Consider the following 21617-nt stretch of genomic DNA (forward strand, 5'->3'; position numbering starts at 1 on the left):
ATGGCGCCCAATTCCTCGCCCAAATCCTCGTTACGCGAACGGATCGCGCCCACCACCGCCACCGATCCGCGTGACGGGCAGGGCGCAGAGGTCATCGATCTCACCAGCCGCAACGTCCTGCCGCGCGTCACCCAGCGCAAGAAGGCGGACGGGCTGGGTCTGGCTGCCGGTGTCGTGTTCGTCATGGCTTTGGGCGGACTGACGCTGTGGTCCATGGACTCGGTGCGCAAGGCGCCGGCTTCGACTTCCGCGCCGCAGGCCGCCGTCGTGCCGCAGCCTGCTGCGACCCCCGCAATCGCGGCGCCGCAGCCGGCTCCCCAGCCTCAGGCGACTCCGTCACCGCTTCCCGCCCCGGCCCCGGCACCCGTTCTTGCCGCCGCGCCCGGCGCTGCCACGGCGACCGCCGCCAATCCCTATGCGACGCCGACCGTGGTCTTCGACGTCGGTAGCGGCACCGGGGTCCCGCAGCTCGCGGGCCCGGCCGGTGAGGGCAAGTCCGGCGGCAATGCCAATGACGATTTCGCCGCGCGCATCGGCGGCTCGGGCTCCACGGCGACGGCCTCGCGCACGTTTGACCCTGCGACTACGGTCACGCAGGGCACGCTGATCCCGGCCGTGCTGGAGACCGCGATCGATACCGACGTTCCCGGCTATGTCCGCGCCATCGTCTCGACCGATGTGCGTAGCTTCGATGGCAAGCGCGTGCTGATCCCCCGTTCCTCGCGCCTGATCGGGCAATACAAGAGCGGCCTCACGGCGGGGCAGAAGCGCGCCTATGTGATCTGGAGCCGGTTGATCCGCCCGGACGGCGTCTCGGTCAATCTCGGCTCGCCGGCCATTGCCTTCGGCGGCGAGACCGGCCTGCCGGGCAAGGTCAATTCGCATTTCTTCGAGCGGTTCGGTTCGGCGATGCTGCTTTCGGTCGTGGGAGGCCTGTCCACCATCGCGTCGAGTGGGGCGAGCGTCGTGGTTGGCGGCGGCCAGTCGGCAGCGGCGGCCGCTATCCAGCAGACCGGCAGCGTTGGACCGACCATACGCGTGCGTCAGGGGGAACCGATCCGCGTGTTTACCGCCAAGGACCTCGATTTCAGTCAGGCTCAGTGACCAAGCATGGCGGACGTTCTTTCGCTTCAGGGCGCACAGGCGCCGACGGGCCCGACCATGACTGAGGGCGTGTCGCCGCATCAGGCCGCGCCGCGCAGCGTCTATCTTGACGCCTATCTCGCGCCGCTGCGGCCCTGGCTCGACCGGGAGACGGTGACCGAGATCCTGATCAACCGCCCCGGCGAGATCTGGGTCGAGGATGCCGAGCACTCGGGCATGCAGCGCGTGCTTCTGCCCGAGATGGACGACCGCCTGCTCCAGCGCCTGGCCGAACAGGTGGCGCGGATCAGCCATCAGGGCATCAACCGCGAGCATCCGCTGCTCTCGGCCACGTTGCCGGGGTACGGCGGCCAGTCCGGTGCGCGTATCCAGCTTGTCGGGCCGCCAGCGACGCGGGCGAACTGGGCCATGGCGATTCGCCGCCATCGGTTGCTCGAACTCCCGCTGGATGCTTACGATCGCGGTCCGATCACGCCTCCGGTCGAAGAGCCGACGCCCGATCCGATGGCCGAGCCTATCGCCTTCCTGCGCGATGCGATCCGTCGTCGCCGCACGATCCTGATCTCGGGCGGTACGTCCACCGGCAAGACGACGTTCCTCAATGCCATGCTCGGCGAAATTCCCGCGCATGAGCGTGTGGTTCTGGTCGAGGATACCGCCGAACTGCATCTGCCCGGTGCGAATGGCGTGGGCTTGATCGCCGTGAAGGGCGAACTGGGCGAGGCGAAAGTTTCGGCCAACGATCTCCTGCAAGCCGCGCTGCGTTTGCGGCCCGACCGTATCGTGCTGGGCGAGCTACGCGGCACCGAGACGGTCTCGTTCCTGCGCGCGATTAATACCGGCCATCCGGGTTCGTTCTCGACCGTTCACGCCAATACACCGCGCGGTGCGCTGGAACAGATCGCGCTGATGTCGATGCAGACGGGTATTGGCCTTACACGGGCCGAGACGCTGGAATATGCGGCTTCGGTGATCGACATCGTCGTCCAGCTGGATCGGCAGGACGGCAAGCGCGGCATCAGCCAGATCGCCGAAAGCGCGAGCCTGCTGAGCTGACGTTCCTCCCCTGCAAGGGGAGGTGGCAGCCCGTCAGGGCTGACGGAGGGGTGTAACGCTCTTGACGTGGCGCCCGGCCGAGGGGCTGACACCCCTCCACCACCCTTCCTTCGACAAGCTCAGGATGAGCGGGGGCGGTCCCCCTCCCCTTGCAGGGGAGGAATGAGGGGGCTCAATCGACGATCGCCAGTCCCGCTGGATCGTGAACCTCGCATGCCAGCCCAAGCCAATCGGCCAGCGCCTTGTGATCCTTGGCGACGCCGGGGCTGTAAAGCGGGCGCATCGCCTCGGACAATGTCAGCACAAGCGCCCCGTCCGCGATCCGGATCGAGGTCTGCGAGAGACCGGCTTCGGAGCAGCCCGTCAGGCGGCGGCACAGGCGCACGGCAAGGCCCCAGCCAATCGCCCGGTCGAGGTCTTCCTTGCAGGCAAGGCGGTCGAACGCTTCATGCACATCGGTCTGGCCGGAATTGGCGAAGACGGTCATCGCCATCATCGCGCGGCCGTGCATGTCGAGGCCGATCCAGCGCTTGCGGAGTGCCCAGGTCATGGCTTCTTCGGTGCGCAAGTTCGGCTCGGTGCGCATCGCGGCCAGTGCCAGCAAGCCGGAGGCTTGACGCAACTGGCGGTCCTGCGGTTCCTCGCGGCAGACCGGCGCGGTCCACTTCGCCACTTCGACCGCATCGTCGGCCGTGACGCGGGCGCTGGCGGAGAAGCCGGCGACGCTGGCCAGCATCGGATCCTCGGCCTGAACTTCCGCATCGAGCTGTGCGTGGAGCAGGCCTTCGCGCAGGCCCCATGACGAGAACACCAGCTTCGAAGGCTTGATGCGGGTGATCACTTCCACCATCAGCGCCGCCGCGTCGGGAAGCGAGGCAAGGCGCGAACTGGAGATGCGCGGATCGACCTCGCCCAGTTTGCCTCTGGCGAAATCGCGCGCCAGATGCAGCGCTTCGGAGGCGGGAAGTTCGAAGCCGTGCGGATCGTCCACCGGCCAGTCGAGCACCCGCATGGCCTGGAGCGCTAGCGCGCGCCACGATCCGCCGACGATGTAGAGCGGCAGCCCGCGTCCCTGCTCCCAGCCCGCGTTGTGAAGGCCGTTGTGTACGGTTTCGGAGAACTTCGCGGGACCTTCGGTGCGCAAGTCCGGCAGGCGCAGAGTGCCGAAGGGCAGGGTGATGCCGTGCCAGCTTTCGCCCTCGGCAATCTCGACGAGTTCGAGGCTGCCACCGCCAAGGTCGGCAGCAACGCCGCGCGCGCCCGGGAAAGCGGCGATCACGCCGGTGGCGCTGGCGCGGGCTTCCTCCTCGCCCGAAAGCAGGCGCGGGAACAGGCCAAGCGCACGCACGGCGTCAAGGAACGCGGGCCCGTTGCTGGCATCGCGCGCGGCGGCGGTGGCCACGCATTCGACGTTGCGGACGTCGAGCAGGCGCAGCAAGCCGGCGAAGCGCGCCAGCGTGGTGAGCGCGCTGCGCATCGCCTTGTCCGAGATCGCCCCGGTCTTGCCGAGGTCGCGGCCGAGGCGGGCGCTGACTTTTTCATTGAGGACGACAACGGGCGCACGCGGCGGCCCGTTGTAGACGACCATGCGCACGGTATTGGAACCGATATCGATGATCGCCCGCTTTTCGCTTTTGAGGCTTATGCCGATCATAGGAAGGCCAGGCTGATGCCGATCATAGGGGGGCTTTGGACGAATCGCCTTTGAGCCCATTACGGGCGGACGCCCCCCTTATGTCAGATGTTGCCGCGTCTTAGCGAGAGCTTTGGCACCTTCCGTCCACTGGCAAGCGACGCACCGCGCCCGGAAAGCGACGGGTTGGTCATGAAATAGCGGTGGATATTGAAGGGCATGTCCACTTCTCCCACCCGATCGTAACTGCCGTCCGGATGGAGCACCCAGGACTGTTCGGTATCGAGCAGATTGGCCAACATGACCTGATCGAGCACCTGATCGTGCACGGTCTTGTTGGTAATCGGCACCATCACCTCCACCCGGCGGTCCAGATTGCGGCTCATAGCGTCGGCCGAGGTGATGTAGACCTTGGCCTTGCGATTGGGCAGTTCAGCGCCGTTCGCGAAGGCCCAGATGCGGCAGTGTTCGAGGAAGCGACCGATCACCGACTTCACGGTGATGTTCTCCGAAAGCCCGGTGATGCCGGGGCGCAGGCAGCAGATGCCGCGCACCACCAGTTCGATGTCCACGCCCGCCTCACTGGCGGCATAGAGCTTGTCGATCAGGTCAGGGTCGGTCAGCGAGTTCATCTTGGCCCAGATCTGCGCAGGCTTTCCGGCGCGGGCATTGGCAATCTCGCCATCGATGTTCGTATAGAGCGTCGAGCGCAGCGAGATCGGCGAGATCGACAGGCACTCGGTGCCCTTGGGTTCGACATAGCCGGTGATGAAGTTGAACAGGCGGCCGACATCGCGCCCCATCGCCGGATCGGCGGTGAAGTACGACAAGTCGGTATAGATGCGTGCGGTGATCGGGTGATAGTTGCCGGTGCCGAAGTGGCAGTAGGTGCGATACCCTTCGCCTTCGCGGCGCACGATCATCGATGTCTTGGCGTGGGTTTTCCAGTCCACGAAGCCGTAGATCACCTGAACGCCCGCGCGTTCGAGCTGGCTGGCCCAGAGCAGGTTCTGCTCCTCGTCGAAACGGGCTTTCAGTTCGACCACCGCCGTCACCGACTTGCCCTGTTCGGCCGCGGCGATGAGTGCCGAGATGATCCCCGACTGCTTGCCGGCGCGGTAGAGCGTCTGCTTGATCGCGATCACGTCCGGATCGCGGGCGGCCTGGCGCAGGAAGTCGATCACCACCTCGAAGCTTTCGTAGGGGTGCTGGATGACGATGTCCTTCTCGCGGATGGCCGCGAAAATATCTCCGTCATGCTCCAGAATACGCTCGGGATAGCGGGGGGAATAGGGTTCGAACTTCAGTTCGGGCCGGTCCTCGTCGCAGATCGCCGAAAGGCCGGAGAAGCCGATCAGCCCCTCGGTCTTCATGATAAGCGCCTTGTCGAGGCCGAGCTGGTTGCGCAGCAGCTCCTCGGCCGCCGGATCGAACTTGCCCTGAAGCTGTAGCACGATGACCAAGCCGCGACGGCGGCGCTGGATCGCGGTGCGGTAATAGCGGACCAGATCTTCGGCATCTTCCTCGATCTCGATGTCGCTGTCGCGCAGGATGCGGAATACGCCGTGACCGTGGAGCGTGAAGCCGGGGAACAGTTCACCCGCGTTGCGGTAGATCAGGTCCTCGATCGAGATCCACGCCGCTTCCTCACCGGGAATGCGCACGAAGCGGGGCAGCGGGGCGGGGATCAGCACCATTTCCATGACCGGCGCGTCGTCGGCCATGCGGGTCAGCGAGAACAGGATGCCGATGCCCTGATTGGCCACGAAGGGGAACGGGTGCGCGGGATCGATCGCCTGCGGCGTGATCACCGGCATGACGAGGTCGAGGAAATAGGTGCGCAGCCACGCCTCGCGCTCCGGATCGAGCGTTTCCTCGGCCACGACGCGGATGCCTTCCTCGGCCAGCTGGACTTTCAGCCCGGCCCAGGTTTCCTGCTGGATCGCCTCCAGTTCGAGGACTTTTTCGTGCGTAGTGGCCATCGCCTGCGTCGGGGTGAGCCCGTCGATCGAGATCTCCTCGATCTGGCGGCGGACCTGCCCGGCGATACCGGCGACGCGGACCATCAGGAACTCGTCGATATTGCTGCCCGAAATCGAGAGGAAGCGCAGGCGTTCGAGCAAGGGATAGTTCGGATTGGTCGCTTCGGCGAGCACGCGCTCGTTGAAGGCCAGCCAGCTCTGCTCGCGGTTGAAGTAGCGCGCGGGCAGCGTGGTGACGTCCGTCACCGGGCTGCTTTCGCCGGCGGGCTGAGCTTCGTGAATGTCCAGCATGTCCTTCGTTTTCATCCGAGCTTGTAGGCGGGAATGGTCCCCGCGCGGGGAGAGCCCGCAATGGAGCACCCGTGGACCCCCTTGCATGCCACGATGACAGTTTTGCTGCAATCGGGGAGGTCATTTGCGCAATCTAACAAGTTCCGGGCGCCAGACCAATGGAAGATCATTGCAGTGCAGCATTGTTTCAAGCAAAGTCGCGTTCGATGATCAAGGCGGCCCTCCACCATCTCACGCGCTACCGTTATTCACGGCGGGTGCGCCTCGGTCCCCAGGTTATACGGCTGCGCCCGGCGCCGCATAGTCGGACAGCGGTGCCGAACTATTCGCTGAAGATCAGCCCGCCCGAGCATTTCCTGAATTGGCAGCAGGATCCGCATGGCAACTGGCAGGCGCGGGTGGTGTTCCCCGATCCGATCGACCATTTCTCGATCGAGGTGGATTTGCTGGCCGAACTGGCGGTAATCAACCCGTTCGACTTTTTTGTTGAGCCTGAGGCCGAGAATTACCCCTTCGCTTATTCGGAAGCGATGGAAGCCGACCTTGCCGCCTATTTCGAAGTGGAACCGCAGGGGCCGCTGTTCGAGGAACTGGTGGCCAGCCATACCGGCTATGCGGGGCGGACGGTCGATTTCCTTGTCGAGGTGAACCGCCAGCTCCAGCAGCGCATCGGCTATGTGATTCGCATGGAGCCGGGGGTGATGACCCCGGAAGAGACGCTGGGCGTGGGCATCGGATCGTGCCGCGATTCGGCGTGGCTGCTGGTGCAACTGCTGCGGCGGCTTGGTTTTGCCGCGCGGTTCGTCTCGGGCTATTCGATCCAGCTGGTTGCCGACGTGATCCCCAAGGAAGGCCCCAAGGGCGTGCAGGACGATGTGGTCGACCTTCATGCCTGGGCCGAGGCCTACGTGCCCGGCGCGGGCTGGATCGCGCTCGACGCCACATCGGGCATGTTCGCGGGAGAGGGGCATATCCCGCTCTGCGCGGCGCCGCACTATCGCTCCGCCACCCCGATCGAGGGCATGGCGGAACCTGCCGAAGTGCAGTTCCAGTTCGAGATGGGCATCAGCCGCATTGCCGAGGCGGTGCGGATTACCAAGCCCTTCACCGAAGAGCGCTGGCAGGCCCTGCTCGACCTTGGCGACAAGGTGGACGCGGAACTGGATGCCGCCGGGGCCAACCTGACGATGGGCGGCGAGCCGACTTTCATCGCCGACAGCGATTTCGAGGCGGCCGAGTGGAACGGCGCTGCCGTCGGCCCGACCAAGGCGGCCTATGCCGACAAGCTGATCCGCCTGCTGCGCGAGAAGTTCGCGCCGGGTTCGCTGCTCCATTACGGACAGGGCAAGTGGTATCCGGGCGAGAGCCTGCCGCGCTGGGGCTTCTCGATCTACTGGCGCAAGGATGGCACGCCGATCTGGCGCGACCCCGCGCTGATCGCGGGTGAAAAGCCGCGCGCCAAGGATGCCGAGGCGGAGCCGGTTCCCACCGTGGATGTCGCCGTGGCGGAAATCCTCCTGCGCGAAACCGCGCGGGGGCTGGGCGTCGAGGATGGTTTCGTCCAGCCGGTCTACGAGGATAGGGGCGAATGGGCGGAGAAGGAGGCCGAGCTTCCGCTCAATGTCACCCCGCTCGATCCCAAGGTCGATGACGAGGAACTGGCGCGCCGCTTCGTGCGGACTTACCGGCGCGGGCTCGACAAGGCGGTGGGTTACGTGCTGCCGGTGCAGCGCTGGAACGCCGCCGATCTCTCGGTGCCGCGCTGGAAAAGCGAGCGCTGGCGCGTGCGCAAGGAAGTGCTGACGGCGGTGCCGGGCGATTCCGCGCTGGGCTACAGATTGCCGCTGGGTTCGCTGCCGTTCGTGCCGCCGTCCGATTATCCCTACATCCACCCCCGCGACACGGCCGAGCCGCGCGAGCCGATGGCCGATTTCCGCGAACAGGTGATCGAGCGCGGCAGCGAGGCGCGCGTGGCCGGTGCGGAACGGCACGGCCAGCGCATGCAGCAAGTGGAGCAGGCGGAGGGCAGCCACGCCGCGCAGGACGTGGTCGAGCAGCATATCATCGAAGGCGCCGTGCGCACTGCGCTCACGGTCGAGCCACGCGGCGATTACCTCGCGGTGTTCATCCCGCCCACCGAGCGACTGGAGGACTATCTCGAACTCGTGGCCGCGGTCGAAGTGGTGGCCGAGACGCATCGCATGCCGATCAGGATCGAGGGCTATCCGCCGCCGCCCGACCCGCGCCTGCAAGTGCTCAAGGTCACGCCCGATCCCGGCGTGATCGAGGTCAACATCCACCCCTCGGCCTCATGGCGCGAGATGGTGGAGATCACCGAGACGCTCTACGACGCCGCGCGCGAAGTGGGGCTCACGGCCGACAAGTTCATGCTCGATGGCCGCTCGATCGGCACCGGCGGCGGCAATCACATCGTGCTCGGCGGGCCAAGCCTGCTCGAAAGCCCGTTCATGCGCCGCCCGGACCTGCTCAAGAGCTTCGTCACGTATTGGCAGCGGCATCCTTCGCTCAGCTATTTGTTCTCGGGCCTGTTCATCGGTCCGACCAGTCAGGCCCCGCGCATCGATGAGGCGCGGCATGACGCGCTTTACGAGCTGGAAATTGCGCTCGCGCAGGTTCCGGGTCCCGAGCACCAGCAACCGGCGCCGTGGGTGGTGGACCGGCTGTTCCGCAACCTGCTGGTCGATGTGACCGGCAATACCCACCGCACCGAAATCTGCATCGACAAGCTGTTCAGCCCCGACGGGCCGACCGGCCGCCTTGGCCTTGTCGAGTTTCGCGGTTTCGAGATGCCGCCGGATGCCCGGATGAGCCTTGCCCAGCAGCTTCTCCTGCGCGCGCTCACCGCGTGGTTCTGGAAGGAGCCGCAAGGCGGCGGACTCGTGCGCTGGGGCACGCAGTTGCATGACAAGTTCATGCTCGGTCACTTCGTCTGGGCCGATTTCCTCGACGTGCTCGATGACCTTGGCCGGGCCGGATACAGCTTCGATCCGGCGTGGTTCGAGGCCCAGCGCATGTTCCGCTTCCCGGTCCACGGCGAGGTCGAGGGCGGCGGCGTCAGCCTTGAGATCAGCCACGCGCTCGAACCGTGGAACGTGCTGGGCGAAACCGGCGCGATCGGCGGGACTGTGCGCTATGTCGACAGTTCTACCGAGCGCCTGCAAGTCCACGCCTCCGGCCTCGTTCCCGGCCGCCATGTGATCTCGTGCAACGGGCGGCGCGTGCCGTTGACGATGATCGGGCCTGACGAAGGCGTCGGCGGCGTGCGCTACAAGGCCTGGGCCCCGGCTGAATGCCTCCACCCGATGCTGTCAGCCAATGCGCCACTGACCTTCGATATCTACGACTTGTGGAACAATCGCTCGCTGGGCGGCTGCGTCTACCATGTGGCGCATCCGGGTGGGCGTCACTACGACGACGTGCCGGTTAACGGCTATGAGGCCGAAGCAAGGCGCAAGGCACGTTTCCAGCCGCACGGCCACTCACCGGGGACCATGCAGACCCCGCCTGAGGAAAATCCCGGCGAGTTCCCCCATTCGCTCGACTTGCGCCGCCCGGCGCGCGGGATCTGAAACCATGGCCACCGCCCCGCCTTCCGGACCGGATTCCACGCTGACCGAAAGTGCACCGGGCTGGCTGGATTCCTATCCGGTCGAGGTTTCGGGCGGAGACCTTTTCGGCGATGCCGCCGAACCGGTGGCGGCACGCTGGAAGGCCGTGGCTGCGGGCCTTTCCGCCCTGTCCGAAGGCGATCCCGTTGCCTTGCAGGAAAACGCGGCGCGCAATGCTGCAGACCTTGGCCTGACATTCCGCGTCACGGGCGAGGAAGAGGAGCGCGCCTGGCCGCTCAATGCCATGCCGGTGGTGATCGGCGCGGCGGAATGGGAGGTGATCGAGCGCGGGCTGATCCAGCGCGCCGAACTGCTCGAACACCTTGCCGCCGATATCTACGGGCCGCAGCGAATGGTCCGCGAGGGGCATCTGCCAGCGGCGGCTATTGCCGGGAATCCCTTCTTTGCGCGCAAGATGCTCGGCCGGGCGGGGCGGCTGGGCGAGGGGCAGGCGCCGGGAAAGGCGCGCTTCATTCAGGTCTATTCGGCCGATCTCGCGCGCGGGCCGCGCGGACAGTGGCGGGTGCTGCAAGACCGTGTGCGGATCGCCAACGGCATCGGCTACGCGCTCGAAAACCGCCTCGCGATGACGCGGCTGGCCGGTCACTTGCTGGCCGATCAGCAAGTGCGGCGCATTGTCGATTTCTTCGGGCTCATGCGGGAAGGCATGATCGCCGCCTGCGGGCGCGAGACCCCGCGCGTCGCGCTGCTCACCCCCGGCCGCTTCAACCAGACTTATGCCGAACAGGCCCACCTGGCGCGCTATCTCGGCTTTCCGCTGGTGGAAGGGCGCGATCTTTCGGTGGTGGATGACCGGCTCTGGGTCGGCACGATCGCCGGGCCCAAGCGGGTGGATTCGATCTGGCGCTGGATCAACACGACCTCGCTCGATCCGCTGGCTTTCGATGCCCGCTCGCAGCTTGGCGTTGCCAATCTCTTCGAGGCATGGGCAGGCGGCGGGGTCGGCATGATCAACTGGCCGGGTACCGAAGTGCTGGAGAGCCCCGCCTTCGCCGCCTTCATGCCGCGTCTCTGTCAGGTCCTGCTGGGCGAGGCCCCGATCCTGCCCAACATCGCGACGTGGTGGTGCGGACAGGCGGCCGAAAGCGCCACTGTTGCCGCGCGGCTCGATGAACTGGCAGTTCTCCCCGCCTTCGGCCAGCCGGTCGAAGGACTTGAACGTCGCGAGCCGGTGGCCGGGGCCGATCTCGACGGCGCGCAGCGCTCGGCCTTGCTGGATGCGCTGGCGCGGCGGCCGATGGACTATTGCGGGCAGGAGATCGTTCACCTCTCCACCGTGCCCGCCATCATCGATGGCGAGATCGTGCCGCGCCCCTTCACGGTCCGCGCCTTCGTCGCGCGCGATGCCGATGGGGTTTGGACGGTCATGCCCGGCGGATTCGCCCGCCTTGCGGCGAGCCAGGCATTGCCGACTTCGCTGATGGGCGAGGGCGAGATTTCCGCCGATGTCTGGGTGGTGGACGAAGTGCCGAACCCGGCCCAGTTGGCCGGCCGCGCGATCCCCGAGCCGCCGATTTCGCGCGGGGGCGGCATTCTTGCCAGTCAGGCGGCGGACAATCTCTACTGGTTCGGGCGCTACAACGAGCGAGCCCAACTCGTTACCCGTGTGCTGCGCGCGCTGCTCGACGGTTCGGTCGAGATCGACGGCGCGCCCGAGGAACAGGGCGGCGTGGTTGGCGCGCTGGTGGCGCTGCTGGTCGAGGCGGGCAGCATCGAGCAACCGGCAGGAACGCCCGATGTTCAGGCCATCGCTGCCGCCGTGCTGGCCGAAGCGGGGCTGCCGGGCGGCGTAACCACGCTGATGCGGCGGCGTCAGGCCGTTGGCCTCTCGCTGCGCGAACGCTTCGCGCGGGACTTCTGGCGGCTGGTGAGTCAGGGCGTTCCGCAAGTGGACGTGCACCGACCGGCAACACTGCTGGGGGCGGTACGGCGCCTGACCGAGCATTTCAGTGCGCTTGCCGGGCTTGTCTCGGAAAACATGGTGCGCTCGGCCGCATGGCGCTTTCTGGAGATCGGCCAGCGGCTCGAACGCGCGCAGGGGATCTGCCGCATGGTCCGCCAGCTTGGCGATACCGTTGCGGAGGGGGCCGATCCCAAGGAGACGGGAGGCGCGCTGGGCGTGCTGCTCGACTTGTGCGATAGCCAGATCATCTATCGCACGCGCTATCTGACCGGGCCGATGGCGGGGCCGGTGCGCGATCTGGTCCTGCTTGATCCGGACAACCCGCGCGCACTGGTGTTCCAGATCGCCGGGATCGTCGAGCATCTGGCTGCATTGCCGAGCGGGCGGGACGATAACTTGCCGGAGCCGCCGATGCGCGCTGCCCGCGCGCTGCTGGGCAGTCTTCAGGCGGCCACCGCGCAGGACATGACGGGTGAGATGCTCGAAAGGATCGAGCACGAACTCTACGACCTCTCGGACGCGCTTTCGGCGCGGTACTTCCTTCAGTTCGACCCCGAGCAGGCCGAACGACGGACTTTGCTCCTGTGATGCGCTATTCGGTCAGCCATATCACCACGCTGCAATATGCCGCCCCGGTGCGCCTTGCGCAGTTCAATGCGCGGCTGCGCCCGAAGGCATGGCCGGGGCAGACGCTGAGCGACTATCTGCTCACCGTCGATCCGCAGCCGGCACAAGTGCTGGAGCGGGAGGGCGGTTATTACATCAACGAGGCGCGCTTCTCGTTGCACGATCCCATTTCGGAACTTCAGATCGAAAGCCGCTTCACGGTCGAGAAGGAGCCGCTGCCTTTCTTCGTCACCGATTCCACCGGTCCGGGCCTTGCCGATTTGCGGGAACGGGCGATGCAGAAGCCCGATCTGTCGGCGCTGGGCCCGGCCTCCTACAGTTTCGCGTCGCCCATCGCGGTGCCGGAGCGCGACATCGCCATGTGGTCGAGCGGGTTCCTCAGCGAATCGATGCCGGTGGTGGAAGCGGGGAGGGCGCTCATGGCGGCGATCCACCAGCAGTTCGCCTACGAATCGGGCGCAACCGTTGCCGACACGCCGCCGATCGAGGCGTTTCGTGCGCGTCACGGGGTGTGTCAGGACTTCAGCCACATCATGATTATCGCCGCGCGCGCGCACGGCATTCCGGCCGCCTATGTCAGCGGCTATCTGCGCACGCTGCCGCCACCGGGGCAGGAGCGGCTGGTCGGTGCCGACGCCATGCATGCATGGGTGAACTTGTGGTGCGGGGACGATCTCGGCTGGATCGGCTTCGACCCCACCAACAACATGCTGGCCGATACCGACCACATCTTCATCGGCATGGGGCGCGACTATACCGACGTGGCTCCGCTGGACGGGACGTTTCGCGGCTCTTCGCAGCAGACGATGATCTTCTCGGTGGACGTCGCGCCGCTGGATTGACTAGGCGCTGCCACATGAATGCGCCTCTGCTTGTTGCCGCCGGCCTTTGCGGCCTCAACCTCTGGACTTTTGCGGTGTTTGGCTACGACAAGGCGCAGTCGCGGCGCGGCGGCGGGCGCGTTCCCGAGCGGCATCTGCTGACGCTGTCCGCGCTGGGCGGATCACCGGGTGCGCTGCTGGCAAGGCGCCTGTTCCGCCACAAGACGCGCAAGCAGCCCTTCGTGAATTACCTGAAGGCGATCGTTGTCCTGCAATGCGCGGGAGTGGTTGGGCTGGCGGTTCTTGCGGCCAAGTGGGGCGGGGCAGCGGGCGTCTTCTGAGCGCCCGCCTTCCGCTCATGCGGCGCGAATCGGTTCAGCCGCGACCCTGAACCCCGCGTGCTTCGACCGGCTGTCCCGGGAAGATCCCGGCGATCGCCAGCGCCGCGCCCAGCTTGGAGAGCGTTTCGAGCACGTCGCCCACGGCGTCTTCCTGCACGACCAGTTCCAGCGTCCCACGCGTTTCCTGCGCGCCGCGATCGCGCAGCGAGGTGACGAGTTCGAGGATCACCGCCTCATGCTCGGAGACGTGGTCGCAGGCCATCGGGCAAAAAGCGAAGGTTTCCAGTGCGTCGCGGTTGAAGATCAGCATGGCGCGGTGGAATGGCTGGAGCCCGCCGATCATCCGCCAGCGGGCGAAGGCGGGGGCCAGCGCTTCGGCTGGGCAGCGGCGCTGGGCAAGGGTCGTGACCCACGCGCGCATCGACCAGACGAGGAAGCGGCAGCCCTCGTCGAGTGTGCTCAGGGGGCGATCGACGTACTGGTACATGGCGGGCTCTCCAGGTTACGAAACGGGCTATACGAGATCATGCTTGCAATTGCGAATGATTATCATTAGCCATTGATACGCAGCTTGTCCTGGCCGTCAAGCCTGCACCCGAGGACCCAGGTTCGGCGCTTGTCATGGGGCGCCGAGACTGCCCTTCCTGTCCAACTGGGCCGGGCCGGATTTCGTTTCTTGCGGAACCGCCCCGGCCCATTTTTTAACGGCTTTTACCGGGGTTGTGCCGGACTTTTCCTCCGGACGGTCCACAGGGTTCTCCCCGTGGCATCCACAAGTCATGCACTGTCTGTCCTCTGCATATCCCGGAATAGTACCGGACTTGTCCACAGACATGTCAACGCGCGCCGCCCATGGGCAGCGCGCGCTTCATTTTGCTATCGAGTGAAAACCGCGCCGTGGGCGGCGGTAAATTAGCGGTAGTCGAAACCGCCCTTCGGCTGGATTTTCAGCGTGTTCTGCTGAAGTGCCGTCATCAGATAAGAGCCGACCAGCATCGGTGCTTCGAGCATCTGCTTCTCGTCCCAGGTCTTTGCCAGCGTGTCCCAGGTCGAATCGGCCATGCAGTGATCGGCCACGAGTTCTTCCACCGCCCGCAGTATTGCGGCCTCGTGCTCGCTCCAGCCCGGGGCGGAAGAACCCTCCAGCACGCGGTCGAGATCTTCGGCGGTGATGCCGAAGGCCTTGCCGATATCGACATGCTCGCACCATTCGAACGGCGCGCCTGCGATTCGCGCCAGGCGCAGGACCATCAGCTCGCGCTCGCGTCCGGGGATCGTGCCACGTGCCGCCAGTTCGATGCCCAGCACCATCTGGCCCTTGAACATGCCGGGATGGCGCAGCGTGATCAGGCTGACATCGGGGAAGGGGCGGCTTTCGGGAATGTGGAAGGCGGCCCGAATCGCGTCGACCTGCTCCTGCCCTTCGGGGCTGACATCCTCAAGGCGCAGCGGCGCGTAGCGCGGCCCGCCTTCCACCGTCTGCGCCATCCGTGCGGCCTCGTCGAAATTCACCCGGCCGCTGTTCGCCTTACTCATTGTCTGGTCACCTGTGTCTGGATGGAAGGATCATGCCGTCGCATCGAACGGCGCCCAGCGCTCCATGCGCTCGAGATAAGGGGTGAAGCGCTGGCGCACGGCGGCGAGGTCGAGCCCGAAATGGGCCGGATCCGGCTTGGTCATGCGCTCAGCACTGGCGTTGCTGTTCCACCAGTCGGCCATGGCCTGCGCGAAAGCGGGTGAGACGTCCTCGCCCAGCCAGGCGTAGAGCGCGCGCACTTCGCCCAGCGGGTCCTTGTGCATGGCGCGGAAGTGGATGTCGTGGAAACGGTGGTCGTTGCCCTTCTCGCGAAAGGCGATGGCGCGGTTCATTGCCTCGGACCAGCAGCGCAAGTTGAGCGCGCCGAGGTATTCGAGGTCGAGATGGTCGGTGAACTTGCCGATGATGTCGGCATAGACGGTCGCCACCGAGAGGATGACTTCGGCCGGATCGCGGTGCGTCATCACGAAGCGCGCATCTGGAAAGGCCGAGACCAGCGCATCAAGGTAGAGCATGTGGGTCGGCGCCTTGAGCCGCCACGGCCGCGTCGGCGCGCCCCATTGCAGTAGCTTGAGCACGCGCTTTTCATAAGCGTAAGTGCTGGAAAGATCGGCATTGAGCAGCCAGTCCGAATAAGTCGGCACTTGCGCGAAAGCCTGGAAGATCTGGCTGCGGAAATCGAGCGCCATGAGGTCCTGGCACTCCATGGCGCCATCAATCCCCGAAGGTGTGCGCTTGCCGCCTTTGAGCAGGGCATCGCCGCTGGTCGCTGCTACGCCGCGACGCGGATCCGGTCCGGTGACTGTCGAGGGAGGAGGGCAGGGCTGCGAACTCTCCCAGACCCGCAAGTAACGGATTTCCGGGTCGCTGGAGAGCAGGAACGACAGCGCCGAGGATCCCGTGCGCGGCAGACTGACGCCGAACAGCGGGGCGACGATCTGCTCTTCGTCGATTTCGGGATGGCGGCGGTACCAGTCCTCGATCAGCAGGCGCTGGCGAAGGTGCAGCACGATCCGCTCGGTCAGAGCCTGCTCGCCCGCCGCATTCAGACGGGCCTCGCTCTGAAGCGAGGTGGTCAGAATCTCCAGCCCTTCGCGAAACGTGTCGGCGCCGAAATCGCTCAGGCCGGTCTGGCGTTTCGCCTCGTCGATCAGTTCCTGATGGCCCAGCATCGCATTCTCCCGGCGTCCGGCTTGGGCCGGATCGTTACGGGAAGACTATGCGTGGCCGGAGCGGCGGGTGCCAACCGCTGGGGCGATGAAGGCGCCGCTTTCAGCCGCGCGCGGTTCGTACCGCCGCGCCGCCTGCGAAGGGTGCGATAGCCAGCAGCACCAGGCTGGCTGCTGCCGTCAGGGCAAGGCCGCTGGTCCCGCCAGTTCCAAGGCTTCCCGCCCCGAAAATCAGCACCGGCACCGCCAGCGGGATCACCAGTAGCCCTGCGAGCGCGGCGCCTCCGCGCAGCCCCGCGGTGAGCGCGGCAACGGTGACGCCCAGCGCGGCAAGGCCGGGCGTTCCCGCCAGCAGGCCAAGCTCGACGATGGCGAGCGTCCGCCCCGCAATTCCCAGCAGCGCGGCAGCCGGCAGGGCGGCGAGCATCAGCGGCGGTCCGAAGCTCAGCCAATGGGCCAACACGCGCACGGCGATGACCATTTCCTCGGAAATACCGCGCAGCGCCCACTGGTCGAACATGCCCGCCTCGATATCGGGTTCGACAAGGCGGTCGAGCGGCAGGATCGCCGCGAGCAGCGCTGCTACCCAGATCACGCCGCCGCCGGTACGCGCCAGCAGTGGTACGTCCGGGCCGACCGCGAAGGGGTAGAGCATGGCGACCGAGAGGAAGAACAGCACCGGCATCATCGCTCCGCCGCCGCGCCCGCCCAGCAGCAGGCGCGCAAGGTCGCGCTTGAGCAGGGGGGCGAAACGTCCGCTCATGCTGCGTGCTCGCCGAGCGCGAGGGTGCGCTTGTGGGCGAGGGCAAAGGGCTGGTGCGAGGCGATCAGGGCAATTCCTCCACCGGCGCAATGCTCGGCAACCAGTGTCTCGGCCAAGGCTGCCGCATCGCCGTCGAGCCCGTTGAGCGGCTCATCCAGCAGCCAGATCGCCGCATTCTGCCCGATCAGGCGGGCAAGGGCAGCACGCTTCTTCTGGCCGGTCGAAAGATAGCGGACGGGAACGTCGAGCAGGGCGGGAAGGCCAAGCCGCTCCAGCGCGTGATCGCCCGCGCTGTCCAGCCCCCGCCAGAAGGCCAGCGCCCGGCCGAGAGGAAGCGCGGGGTCGAGCGCGTGGCGCTCGTCGACAAGGCCGATCGTGCCGCTGGTTTCCACGCGTCCGCCAAAAGCCGGGGCAAGCCCGGCGACGATGCGCAGCAGGCTGGACTTGCCCACGCCGTTGGCCCCGGTGACGTGAAGCGCCTCTCCGGCAGCAAGACGCAGCGAGAGTCGGCGGAACAGGACCCTGTCCCCACGCCGACACGCGAGATCTTCGATTGCTATGGATGCCCCTTGCATGCGACCCTGCGATAGTAGAAAGGCGCGGGGCTGCCAAGCAGAGCCCAACGGGCCAAGGTGTGCCATAACTACCGGTGGCAGAGGAGGATTCCATGTCGATCGCCCGTCTCACCGATGCCGAGCGCGCGCAGGCGCTGGAAACGCTTCCCGGCTGGACACTGCGCGATGATGGTATGGCCATCGTCCGCACGCTGAAATTCAAGGATTTCAACGCGGCTTTCGGGTTCATGACCCGCGTCGCCATCGAGGCCGAGAAGCGCGATCACCACCCGGAGTGGTTCAACGTCTACAACCGGGTGGAAATCACGCTGACCACGCACGACGCCGGAGGGCTGAGCGAGCGCGATGTGGCGCTGGCCGGCTTCATCGACGGCATCGCACCCCCGGCCTGAGGCCGTGCCCGACCCCATATCGAACCTTGCACCGACGGAAGCCGATGCGCGGTTCCTGACCCGGCCGCTTTCGGTCCTGCTCGATTTCGTGCGCTTCGGCGCGGCGTTGCTGGTGGCGGTGGGCCATGCCGTGCAGCTGGGGATCTATCGGGGGCCGTTTCCGTTCGGCCTGCGCATGCAGCATTACTGCGTGATCGTGTTCTTCGTGCTTTCGGGGCTGGTCATCAGCAGCTCGGTGCTCGGCGGTCGGTCCAGCCTGCCGCGCTATTTCGTCGCCCGCGTCTCGCGCATTCTGCCGGTGGCGATCCCGGCGCTGCTTTTCGCGGTGCTGGCGGCTTATGTGCTGGCAGGGACGCTGCCCGTGGCCATCGATAACAGCCCGAACGATCCTATCGCGGTGGCCAGTCGTCTGCTGCCGCCGATGGCCTTCGTCAGCGCCTGGCCGGGCATGCCCGCGCCGGTGTGGAACCCGCCATATTGGTCGCTCTGCTACGAGGTGTGGTTCTACGCGATCTTCGCGATGGCAGTGTTCCTGCGCGGCTGGGCTCGGGTGGCGACCCTCATCATCGGCTGCTTCAGCGCGGGCGGGGCCATCCTCTTGCTGATGCCGGTCTGGCTGCTTGGCGTCGTGCTGACGCATACACCGGCCGCGAGGCGGTTGCCGCTGCCGATTGCGCCGGTCGCGATGGCGGTGAGCCTCTGTCTTGCGCTCGCCTTGTTCGAGGTCGACCGTGCGGTGCTCAATCCGCTGCTCAAGGCTTGGTGGCCGGGCGAAGTGCAGTGGTCGGAGTGGGCGCTCGCCGATTTCGCGATGGGGCTGATCATGGTCATGGCCCTTGTTTCGCTGCGACCGGTGGCGGAGCGTTTCGCGGAGACGGTCATGCGGATGAAGGAGCCGGCGGCGCTGCTCGCGGGGTTTTCCTTCACGCTCTACCTGTTCCACTGGCCGCTGCTGCAACTGGCGCGTTCGCATGGGCTGGTGGCCGGGCGCAGTCCCATGGCCTTTGCAGCGCTGCTGGCGGTGGTGGTGGCCGCCTGCGCGCTGATCTCGCTGCTGACCGAGCGTCAGTCCCCGCGCATCCGCCGCTGGATGGAGGCGCGGATGTTCGCGCCGGCACCGGACGTCGTGAACGCTTAAAGCGCCGGGTTGTTATAGCAGTGCCAGGTGAAGATCGCCGCCGCGCCGCGGTGCGGCCGCCATTGCTCCGCCAGTTCGCGGGCTTCCTTCTCGCTGGGCCGGGCATCAAGGCCGAGGATCTTGTGCAGCCCGGCCTGCACGGCAAGGTCGCCCGCGGGCCAGATGTCGGGCCGTCCTTCCGCGAAGAGCAGGTATATCTCGGCCGACCAGCGCCCGATGCCCTTGATCCGCACGAGCTGTTCAATGGCCTCCTCGTCATCCCTGGGCAGGTTGTCGAGGTCGAGCGATCCCGCCATCACCAATTCGCACAGTGACCGCGCATAACCCTGCTTCTGGCGGGAGAGGCCGCAGGCCCGCAGCGCGTCGAACTCGGCGGCCAGAAGCATCTCCGGTGCGATGCCTTCGCCCAGACGTATCTCCAGCTTGTTCCATACCGAGGCCGCAGCGGCGACCGATACCTGCTGGCCAACGATCGTGCGCAGCAGCGTGGCATAGCCTGTCGCGCGGATTCGCGGTTCCGGATAGCCCGCGCGTTCGAGCGCAAGGGCCATGGCCGGTTCGCGTGCGGCGATTTCGTCCAGTCCAAATTTCAGTGCGTCAGCGCTCAAGCCCATTCTGCGTCTTTCTTGCCAAAGGGGGTTGCAGCCTTTAGCAGCCACGGGCAAAGGCCGGAATGGGCATGTTATGATACATGCTGTATCAGAAAAGGATGGACGAGAATGCCGCAGATCATCGTCATCAATCAGTCGGGTGAAGAGTCGGCCGTTGAAGCAAGTGTTGGCCGCACGCTGATGGAGACCATTCGTGACAGTGGTTTCGATGAACTGCTGGCGCTGTGCGGCGGCTGCTGCTCCTGCGCGACCTGCCACGTTCACATCGACCCGGCTTTCGCGGACAAGCTTCCCGCGATGAGCGAGGACGAGAACGACCTGCTCGACAGCTCCGATCACCGCAACGAATACTCGCGCCTGTCGTGCCAGGTGCCGATCACCGACGCGCTCGAAGGCTGCAAGGTCACGATCGCTCAGGAAGACTGAGCCGTGGTTCCAGGCCCGAAGCGATGCCGGACAGGCGCCGCTTCGGGTATCGGCTCACCGGAAAACGATCCACGCTTTATGTGCCTAAAGCGCAATTCATTTGCGCCTTGGCCTTCGCGTTCCTAGGTGTGCGGACATGACTGCTCCCGTACCTCAGCGCTCCACTCTCGACCTCATCGGCAACACGCCGCTCGTTCTGCTCAAGGGCCCCAGCGAAGCTGCCGGCTGCGAGATATGGGGCAAGTGCGAATTCGCCAATCCCGGCGCCTCGGTGAAGGACCGCGCGGCGCTGTGGATCGTGCGCGACGCCGAAACGAAAGGGCTGCTCCAGCCCGGCGGCACGATTGTCGAGGGCACGGCAGGTAATACCGGCATCGGCATCGCGCTTGTCGCCAATGCGCTCGGCTACAAGACGATCATCGTCATGCCCGAAACCCAGTCGCGCGAGAAGATGGACACCTTGCGTGCGCTCGGGGCTGAACTGGTTCTGGTCCCGGCCGCGCCGTTCTCGAACCCCGGGCACTTCGTCCACACCTCGCGCCGCCTCGCCGAAGAGACGCCGGGCGCGATCTGGGCCAACCAGTTCGACAATATCGCCAACCGCAAGGCCCATATCGAGAGCACTGCGCCCGAGATCTGGGAGCAGATGGACGGCCGCATCGACGGTTTCACCTGCGCGGCGGGCACTGGCGGCACGATCGCGGGCACTGGACTTGGCCTCAAGGCCTTCGACGAGAACGTCACGATCGCACTTACCGATCCGCACGGCGCTGCGCTGTTCAACTACTACGCGCACGGCGAGTTGAAGGCGGAAGGCAATTCGGTGGCCGAGGGTATCGGTCAGGGCCGAATCACCGCCAATCTCGAAGGCGCGCCGATCGATACGCAGTACCGCATTTCCGACGAGGAAGGCCTCGAATGGGTGCGCCGTCTGCTCTCGGAAGAAGGGCTGTGCCTGGGCCTGTCCTCGGGCATCAACGTGGCGGGCGCGATTGCGCTCGGGCGCGACCTCGTGGCGTCCGGAAAGCGCGACGTGCGGGTGGCGACGATCCTGTGCGATACCGGCTTCCGCTACCTTTCCTCGCTCTACAATCGCGAATGGCTGGAGGCGAAAGGCTTGCCGGTCTTCCCTTGGCTGGCAAGCTGAGGTAAACGGCCTGCCGATGGCAGGAAACATTCCGCCCAGTCTGGTCGAACCGGTCGTGACCGTGCAGCACTTCGCGCCGCCGTCCGCGCGCGAACTGCGCGCGCAGGCCGTGCACCGCCTGCAAGTGGGCCTTTTCGGCCTTTGCGCGATGCTGCTCATCGTCGGCTTGGCCAATATCATCATGGACCGCGCGCGGCTCGTCGATGCCGAGGATCCGATCCGCGCGGTGGTCGCGGTCGATGCCAAGCCCAAGCGGCAGGTCGCCGATCCGCTGGCCGACATCGGCGTGGTGCCGGCCTCCGATCCCTCGCCGACGCCGAGCGCAACGGGCTCTGCCGCAGATACTACCGGGAATCCCCCGCTCGACGCGCAGTAAGCGCGCGATCGCCGGCGCATGGTCGCCGGCCTTCCTGATTCCCCTGTCCTTGCCCGCTGGTATGCCGCCGCGGAT

General features: G+C 66.2%; 19 protein-coding genes. 11 read left to right on the forward strand and 8 right to left on the reverse strand.

What is annotated here, in order from left to right:
- Both AC1VVM_RS08115 and virB11 read left to right on the forward strand, forming a co-directional pair.
- Positions 1-1104 carry a TrbI/VirB10 family protein gene (locus AC1VVM_RS08115; protein WP_482903491.1) on the forward strand — a complete coding sequence of 368 codons (1104 nt, stop codon included), beginning with the start codon at positions 1-3 and terminating at the stop codon, positions 1102-1104.
- Positions 1105-1110: 6 nt separating this feature from the next.
- Positions 1111-2160 (forward strand): P-type DNA transfer ATPase VirB11, encoded by a 1050-nt coding sequence (gene virB11, locus AC1VVM_RS08120; protein WP_482903492.1) that lies wholly within the window; start codon positions 1111-1113, stop codon positions 2158-2160.
- A gap of 172 nt (positions 2161-2332) precedes the next feature.
- Here virB11 and AC1VVM_RS08125 read toward each other — a convergent pair whose 3' ends face one another.
- The gene (locus AC1VVM_RS08125; protein WP_482903493.1) at positions 2333-3814 is read right to left on the reverse strand and encodes a Ppx/GppA phosphatase family protein; all 1482 of its coding nucleotides are present in this window, start codon (positions 3812-3814) and stop codon (positions 2333-2335) included.
- 83 nt (positions 3815-3897) lie between these two features.
- Entirely contained in the window at positions 3898-6066 is a 2169-nt protein-coding gene (locus tag AC1VVM_RS08130; RefSeq protein WP_243652659.1) for an RNA degradosome polyphosphate kinase, read from the reverse strand.
- A gap of 206 nt (positions 6067-6272) precedes the next feature.
- On the opposite strand from AC1VVM_RS08130, the gene AC1VVM_RS08135 reads away from it, so the two are divergent.
- The 4 genes from AC1VVM_RS08135 to AC1VVM_RS08150 are packed head-to-tail and all read left to right on the forward strand — an operon-like array spanning position 6273 to position 13408.
- Positions 6273-9656, forward strand: a complete 3384-nt coding sequence (locus AC1VVM_RS08135) for a transglutaminase family protein (RefSeq protein WP_482956288.1) — start codon at positions 6273-6275, stop codon at positions 9654-9656.
- A gap of 4 nt (positions 9657-9660) precedes the next feature.
- Positions 9661-12207 (forward strand): circularly permuted type 2 ATP-grasp protein, encoded by a 2547-nt coding sequence (locus tag AC1VVM_RS08140; protein WP_482956289.1) that lies wholly within the window; start codon positions 9661-9663, stop codon positions 12205-12207.
- A complete protein-coding gene (locus tag AC1VVM_RS08145; protein WP_482905176.1) occupies positions 12207-13088 on the forward strand; it encodes a transglutaminase family protein in 882 nt (293 codons plus the stop codon). Before AC1VVM_RS08140 ends, AC1VVM_RS08145 begins: the two co-directional genes overlap by 1 nt.
- A 14-nt stretch (positions 13089-13102) precedes the next feature.
- On the forward strand, positions 13103-13408 hold the full coding sequence (locus tag AC1VVM_RS08150; RefSeq protein WP_482903496.1) for a DUF1294 domain-containing protein: 306 nt from the start codon (positions 13103-13105) through the stop codon (positions 13406-13408).
- A 34-nt stretch (positions 13409-13442) separates the two neighbouring features.
- On the opposite strand, the gene AC1VVM_RS08155 is transcribed toward AC1VVM_RS08150, so the two are convergent.
- From AC1VVM_RS08155 to ccmA, 5 genes are all read right to left on the reverse strand, one after another.
- The gene (locus AC1VVM_RS08155; RefSeq protein ID WP_132389318.1) at positions 13443-13895 is read right to left on the reverse strand and encodes a hypothetical protein; all 453 of its coding nucleotides are present in this window, start codon (positions 13893-13895) and stop codon (positions 13443-13445) included.
- Positions 13896-14320: 425 nt separating this feature from the next.
- Positions 14321-14944, reverse strand: coding sequence for a carboxymuconolactone decarboxylase family protein (locus tag AC1VVM_RS08160; protein ID WP_132389320.1), 624 nt, complete (start codon positions 14942-14944; stop codon positions 14321-14323).
- A gap of 30 nt (positions 14945-14974) precedes the next feature.
- Positions 14975-16117, reverse strand: a complete 1143-nt coding sequence (locus AC1VVM_RS08165) for a sulfotransferase family protein (protein ID WP_482903498.1) — start codon at positions 16115-16117, stop codon at positions 14975-14977.
- A gap of 100 nt (positions 16118-16217) precedes the next feature.
- Positions 16218-16877 carry a heme exporter protein CcmB gene (locus AC1VVM_RS08170; RefSeq protein ID WP_482903499.1) on the reverse strand — a complete coding sequence of 220 codons (660 nt, stop codon included), beginning with the start codon at positions 16875-16877 and terminating at the stop codon, positions 16218-16220.
- Positions 16874-17452, reverse strand: a complete 579-nt coding sequence (gene ccmA, locus AC1VVM_RS08175) for a heme ABC exporter ATP-binding protein CcmA (RefSeq protein ID WP_482956290.1) — start codon at positions 17450-17452, stop codon at positions 16874-16876. Before ccmA ends, AC1VVM_RS08170 begins: the two co-directional genes overlap by 4 nt.
- Positions 17453-17544: 92 nt before the next feature.
- Between ccmA and AC1VVM_RS08180 the strand changes: the two genes are divergently transcribed.
- Together AC1VVM_RS08180 and AC1VVM_RS08185 are read left to right on the forward strand one after the other, a co-directional pair.
- Entirely contained in the window at positions 17545-17844 is a 300-nt protein-coding gene (locus tag AC1VVM_RS08180; protein ID WP_132389328.1) for a 4a-hydroxytetrahydrobiopterin dehydratase, read from the forward strand.
- Between the two features lie 4 nt (positions 17845-17848).
- Positions 17849-18982 carry an acyltransferase family protein gene (locus AC1VVM_RS08185; RefSeq protein ID WP_482956291.1) on the forward strand — a complete coding sequence of 378 codons (1134 nt, stop codon included), beginning with the start codon at positions 17849-17851 and terminating at the stop codon, positions 18980-18982.
- On the opposite strand, the gene AC1VVM_RS08190 is transcribed toward AC1VVM_RS08185, so the two are convergent.
- Entirely contained in the window at positions 18979-19596 is a 618-nt protein-coding gene (locus AC1VVM_RS08190) for a DNA-3-methyladenine glycosylase family protein (protein ID WP_482956292.1), read from the reverse strand. The genes AC1VVM_RS08185 and AC1VVM_RS08190 overlap by 4 nt on opposite strands.
- Positions 19597-19701: 105 nt before the next feature.
- Between AC1VVM_RS08190 and AC1VVM_RS08195 the strand changes: the two genes are divergently transcribed.
- The 3 genes from AC1VVM_RS08195 (at position 19702) to AC1VVM_RS08205 (ending at position 21542) form a co-directional block, all read left to right on the forward strand.
- On the forward strand, positions 19702-20019 hold the full coding sequence (locus tag AC1VVM_RS08195) for a 2Fe-2S iron-sulfur cluster-binding protein (RefSeq protein WP_132389334.1): 318 nt from the start codon (positions 19702-19704) through the stop codon (positions 20017-20019).
- 136 nt (positions 20020-20155) lie between these two features.
- A complete protein-coding gene (locus tag AC1VVM_RS08200) occupies positions 20156-21166 on the forward strand; it encodes a cysteine synthase A (RefSeq protein ID WP_482903503.1) in 1011 nt (336 codons plus the stop codon).
- A gap of 16 nt (positions 21167-21182) precedes the next feature.
- Entirely contained in the window at positions 21183-21542 is a 360-nt protein-coding gene (locus tag AC1VVM_RS08205) for a hypothetical protein (RefSeq protein ID WP_482903504.1), read from the forward strand.
- Positions 21543-21617: the final 75 nt, after the last annotated feature.

The sequence above is a fragment of the Novosphingobium sp. BL-S-33 genome (assembly GCF_056857025.1).

Coding starts and splice junctions, on each gene's coding strand:
- AC1VVM_RS08115 (WP_482903491.1), top strand. CDS start 1: ATGGCGCCCAATTCCTCGCCCAAATCCTCGTTACGCGAACGGATCGCG.
- virB11 (WP_482903492.1), top strand. CDS start 1,111: ATGGCGGACGTTCTTTCGCTTCAGGGCGCACAGGCGCCGACGGGCCCG.
- AC1VVM_RS08125 (WP_482903493.1), bottom strand. CDS start 3,814: ATGATCGGCATAAGCCTCAAAAGCGAAAAGCGGGCGATCATCGATATC.
- AC1VVM_RS08130 (WP_243652659.1), bottom strand. CDS start 6,066: ATGCTGGACATTCACGAAGCTCAGCCCGCCGGCGAAAGCAGCCCGGTG.
- AC1VVM_RS08135 (WP_482956288.1), top strand. CDS start 6,273: ATGATCAAGGCGGCCCTCCACCATCTCACGCGCTACCGTTATTCACGG.
- AC1VVM_RS08140 (WP_482956289.1), top strand. CDS start 9,661: ATGGCCACCGCCCCGCCTTCCGGACCGGATTCCACGCTGACCGAAAGT.
- AC1VVM_RS08145 (WP_482905176.1), top strand. CDS start 12,207: ATGCGCTATTCGGTCAGCCATATCACCACGCTGCAATATGCCGCCCCG.
- AC1VVM_RS08150 (WP_482903496.1), top strand. CDS start 13,103: ATGAATGCGCCTCTGCTTGTTGCCGCCGGCCTTTGCGGCCTCAACCTC.
- AC1VVM_RS08155 (WP_132389318.1), bottom strand. CDS start 13,895: ATGTACCAGTACGTCGATCGCCCCCTGAGCACACTCGACGAGGGCTGC.
- AC1VVM_RS08160 (WP_132389320.1), bottom strand. CDS start 14,944: ATGAGTAAGGCGAACAGCGGCCGGGTGAATTTCGACGAGGCCGCACGG.
- AC1VVM_RS08165 (WP_482903498.1), bottom strand. CDS start 16,117: ATGCTGGGCCATCAGGAACTGATCGACGAGGCGAAACGCCAGACCGGC.
- AC1VVM_RS08170 (WP_482903499.1), bottom strand. CDS start 16,877: ATGAGCGGACGTTTCGCCCCCCTGCTCAAGCGCGACCTTGCGCGCCTG.
- ccmA (WP_482956290.1), bottom strand. CDS start 17,452: ATGCAAGGGGCATCCATAGCAATCGAAGATCTCGCGTGTCGGCGTGGG.
- AC1VVM_RS08180 (WP_132389328.1), top strand. CDS start 17,545: ATGTCGATCGCCCGTCTCACCGATGCCGAGCGCGCGCAGGCGCTGGAA.
- AC1VVM_RS08190 (WP_482956292.1), bottom strand. CDS start 19,596: ATGGGCTTGAGCGCTGACGCACTGAAATTTGGACTGGACGAAATCGCC.
- AC1VVM_RS08195 (WP_132389334.1), top strand. CDS start 19,702: ATGCCGCAGATCATCGTCATCAATCAGTCGGGTGAAGAGTCGGCCGTT.
- AC1VVM_RS08200 (WP_482903503.1), top strand. CDS start 20,156: ATGACTGCTCCCGTACCTCAGCGCTCCACTCTCGACCTCATCGGCAAC.
- AC1VVM_RS08205 (WP_482903504.1), top strand. CDS start 21,183: ATGGCAGGAAACATTCCGCCCAGTCTGGTCGAACCGGTCGTGACCGTG.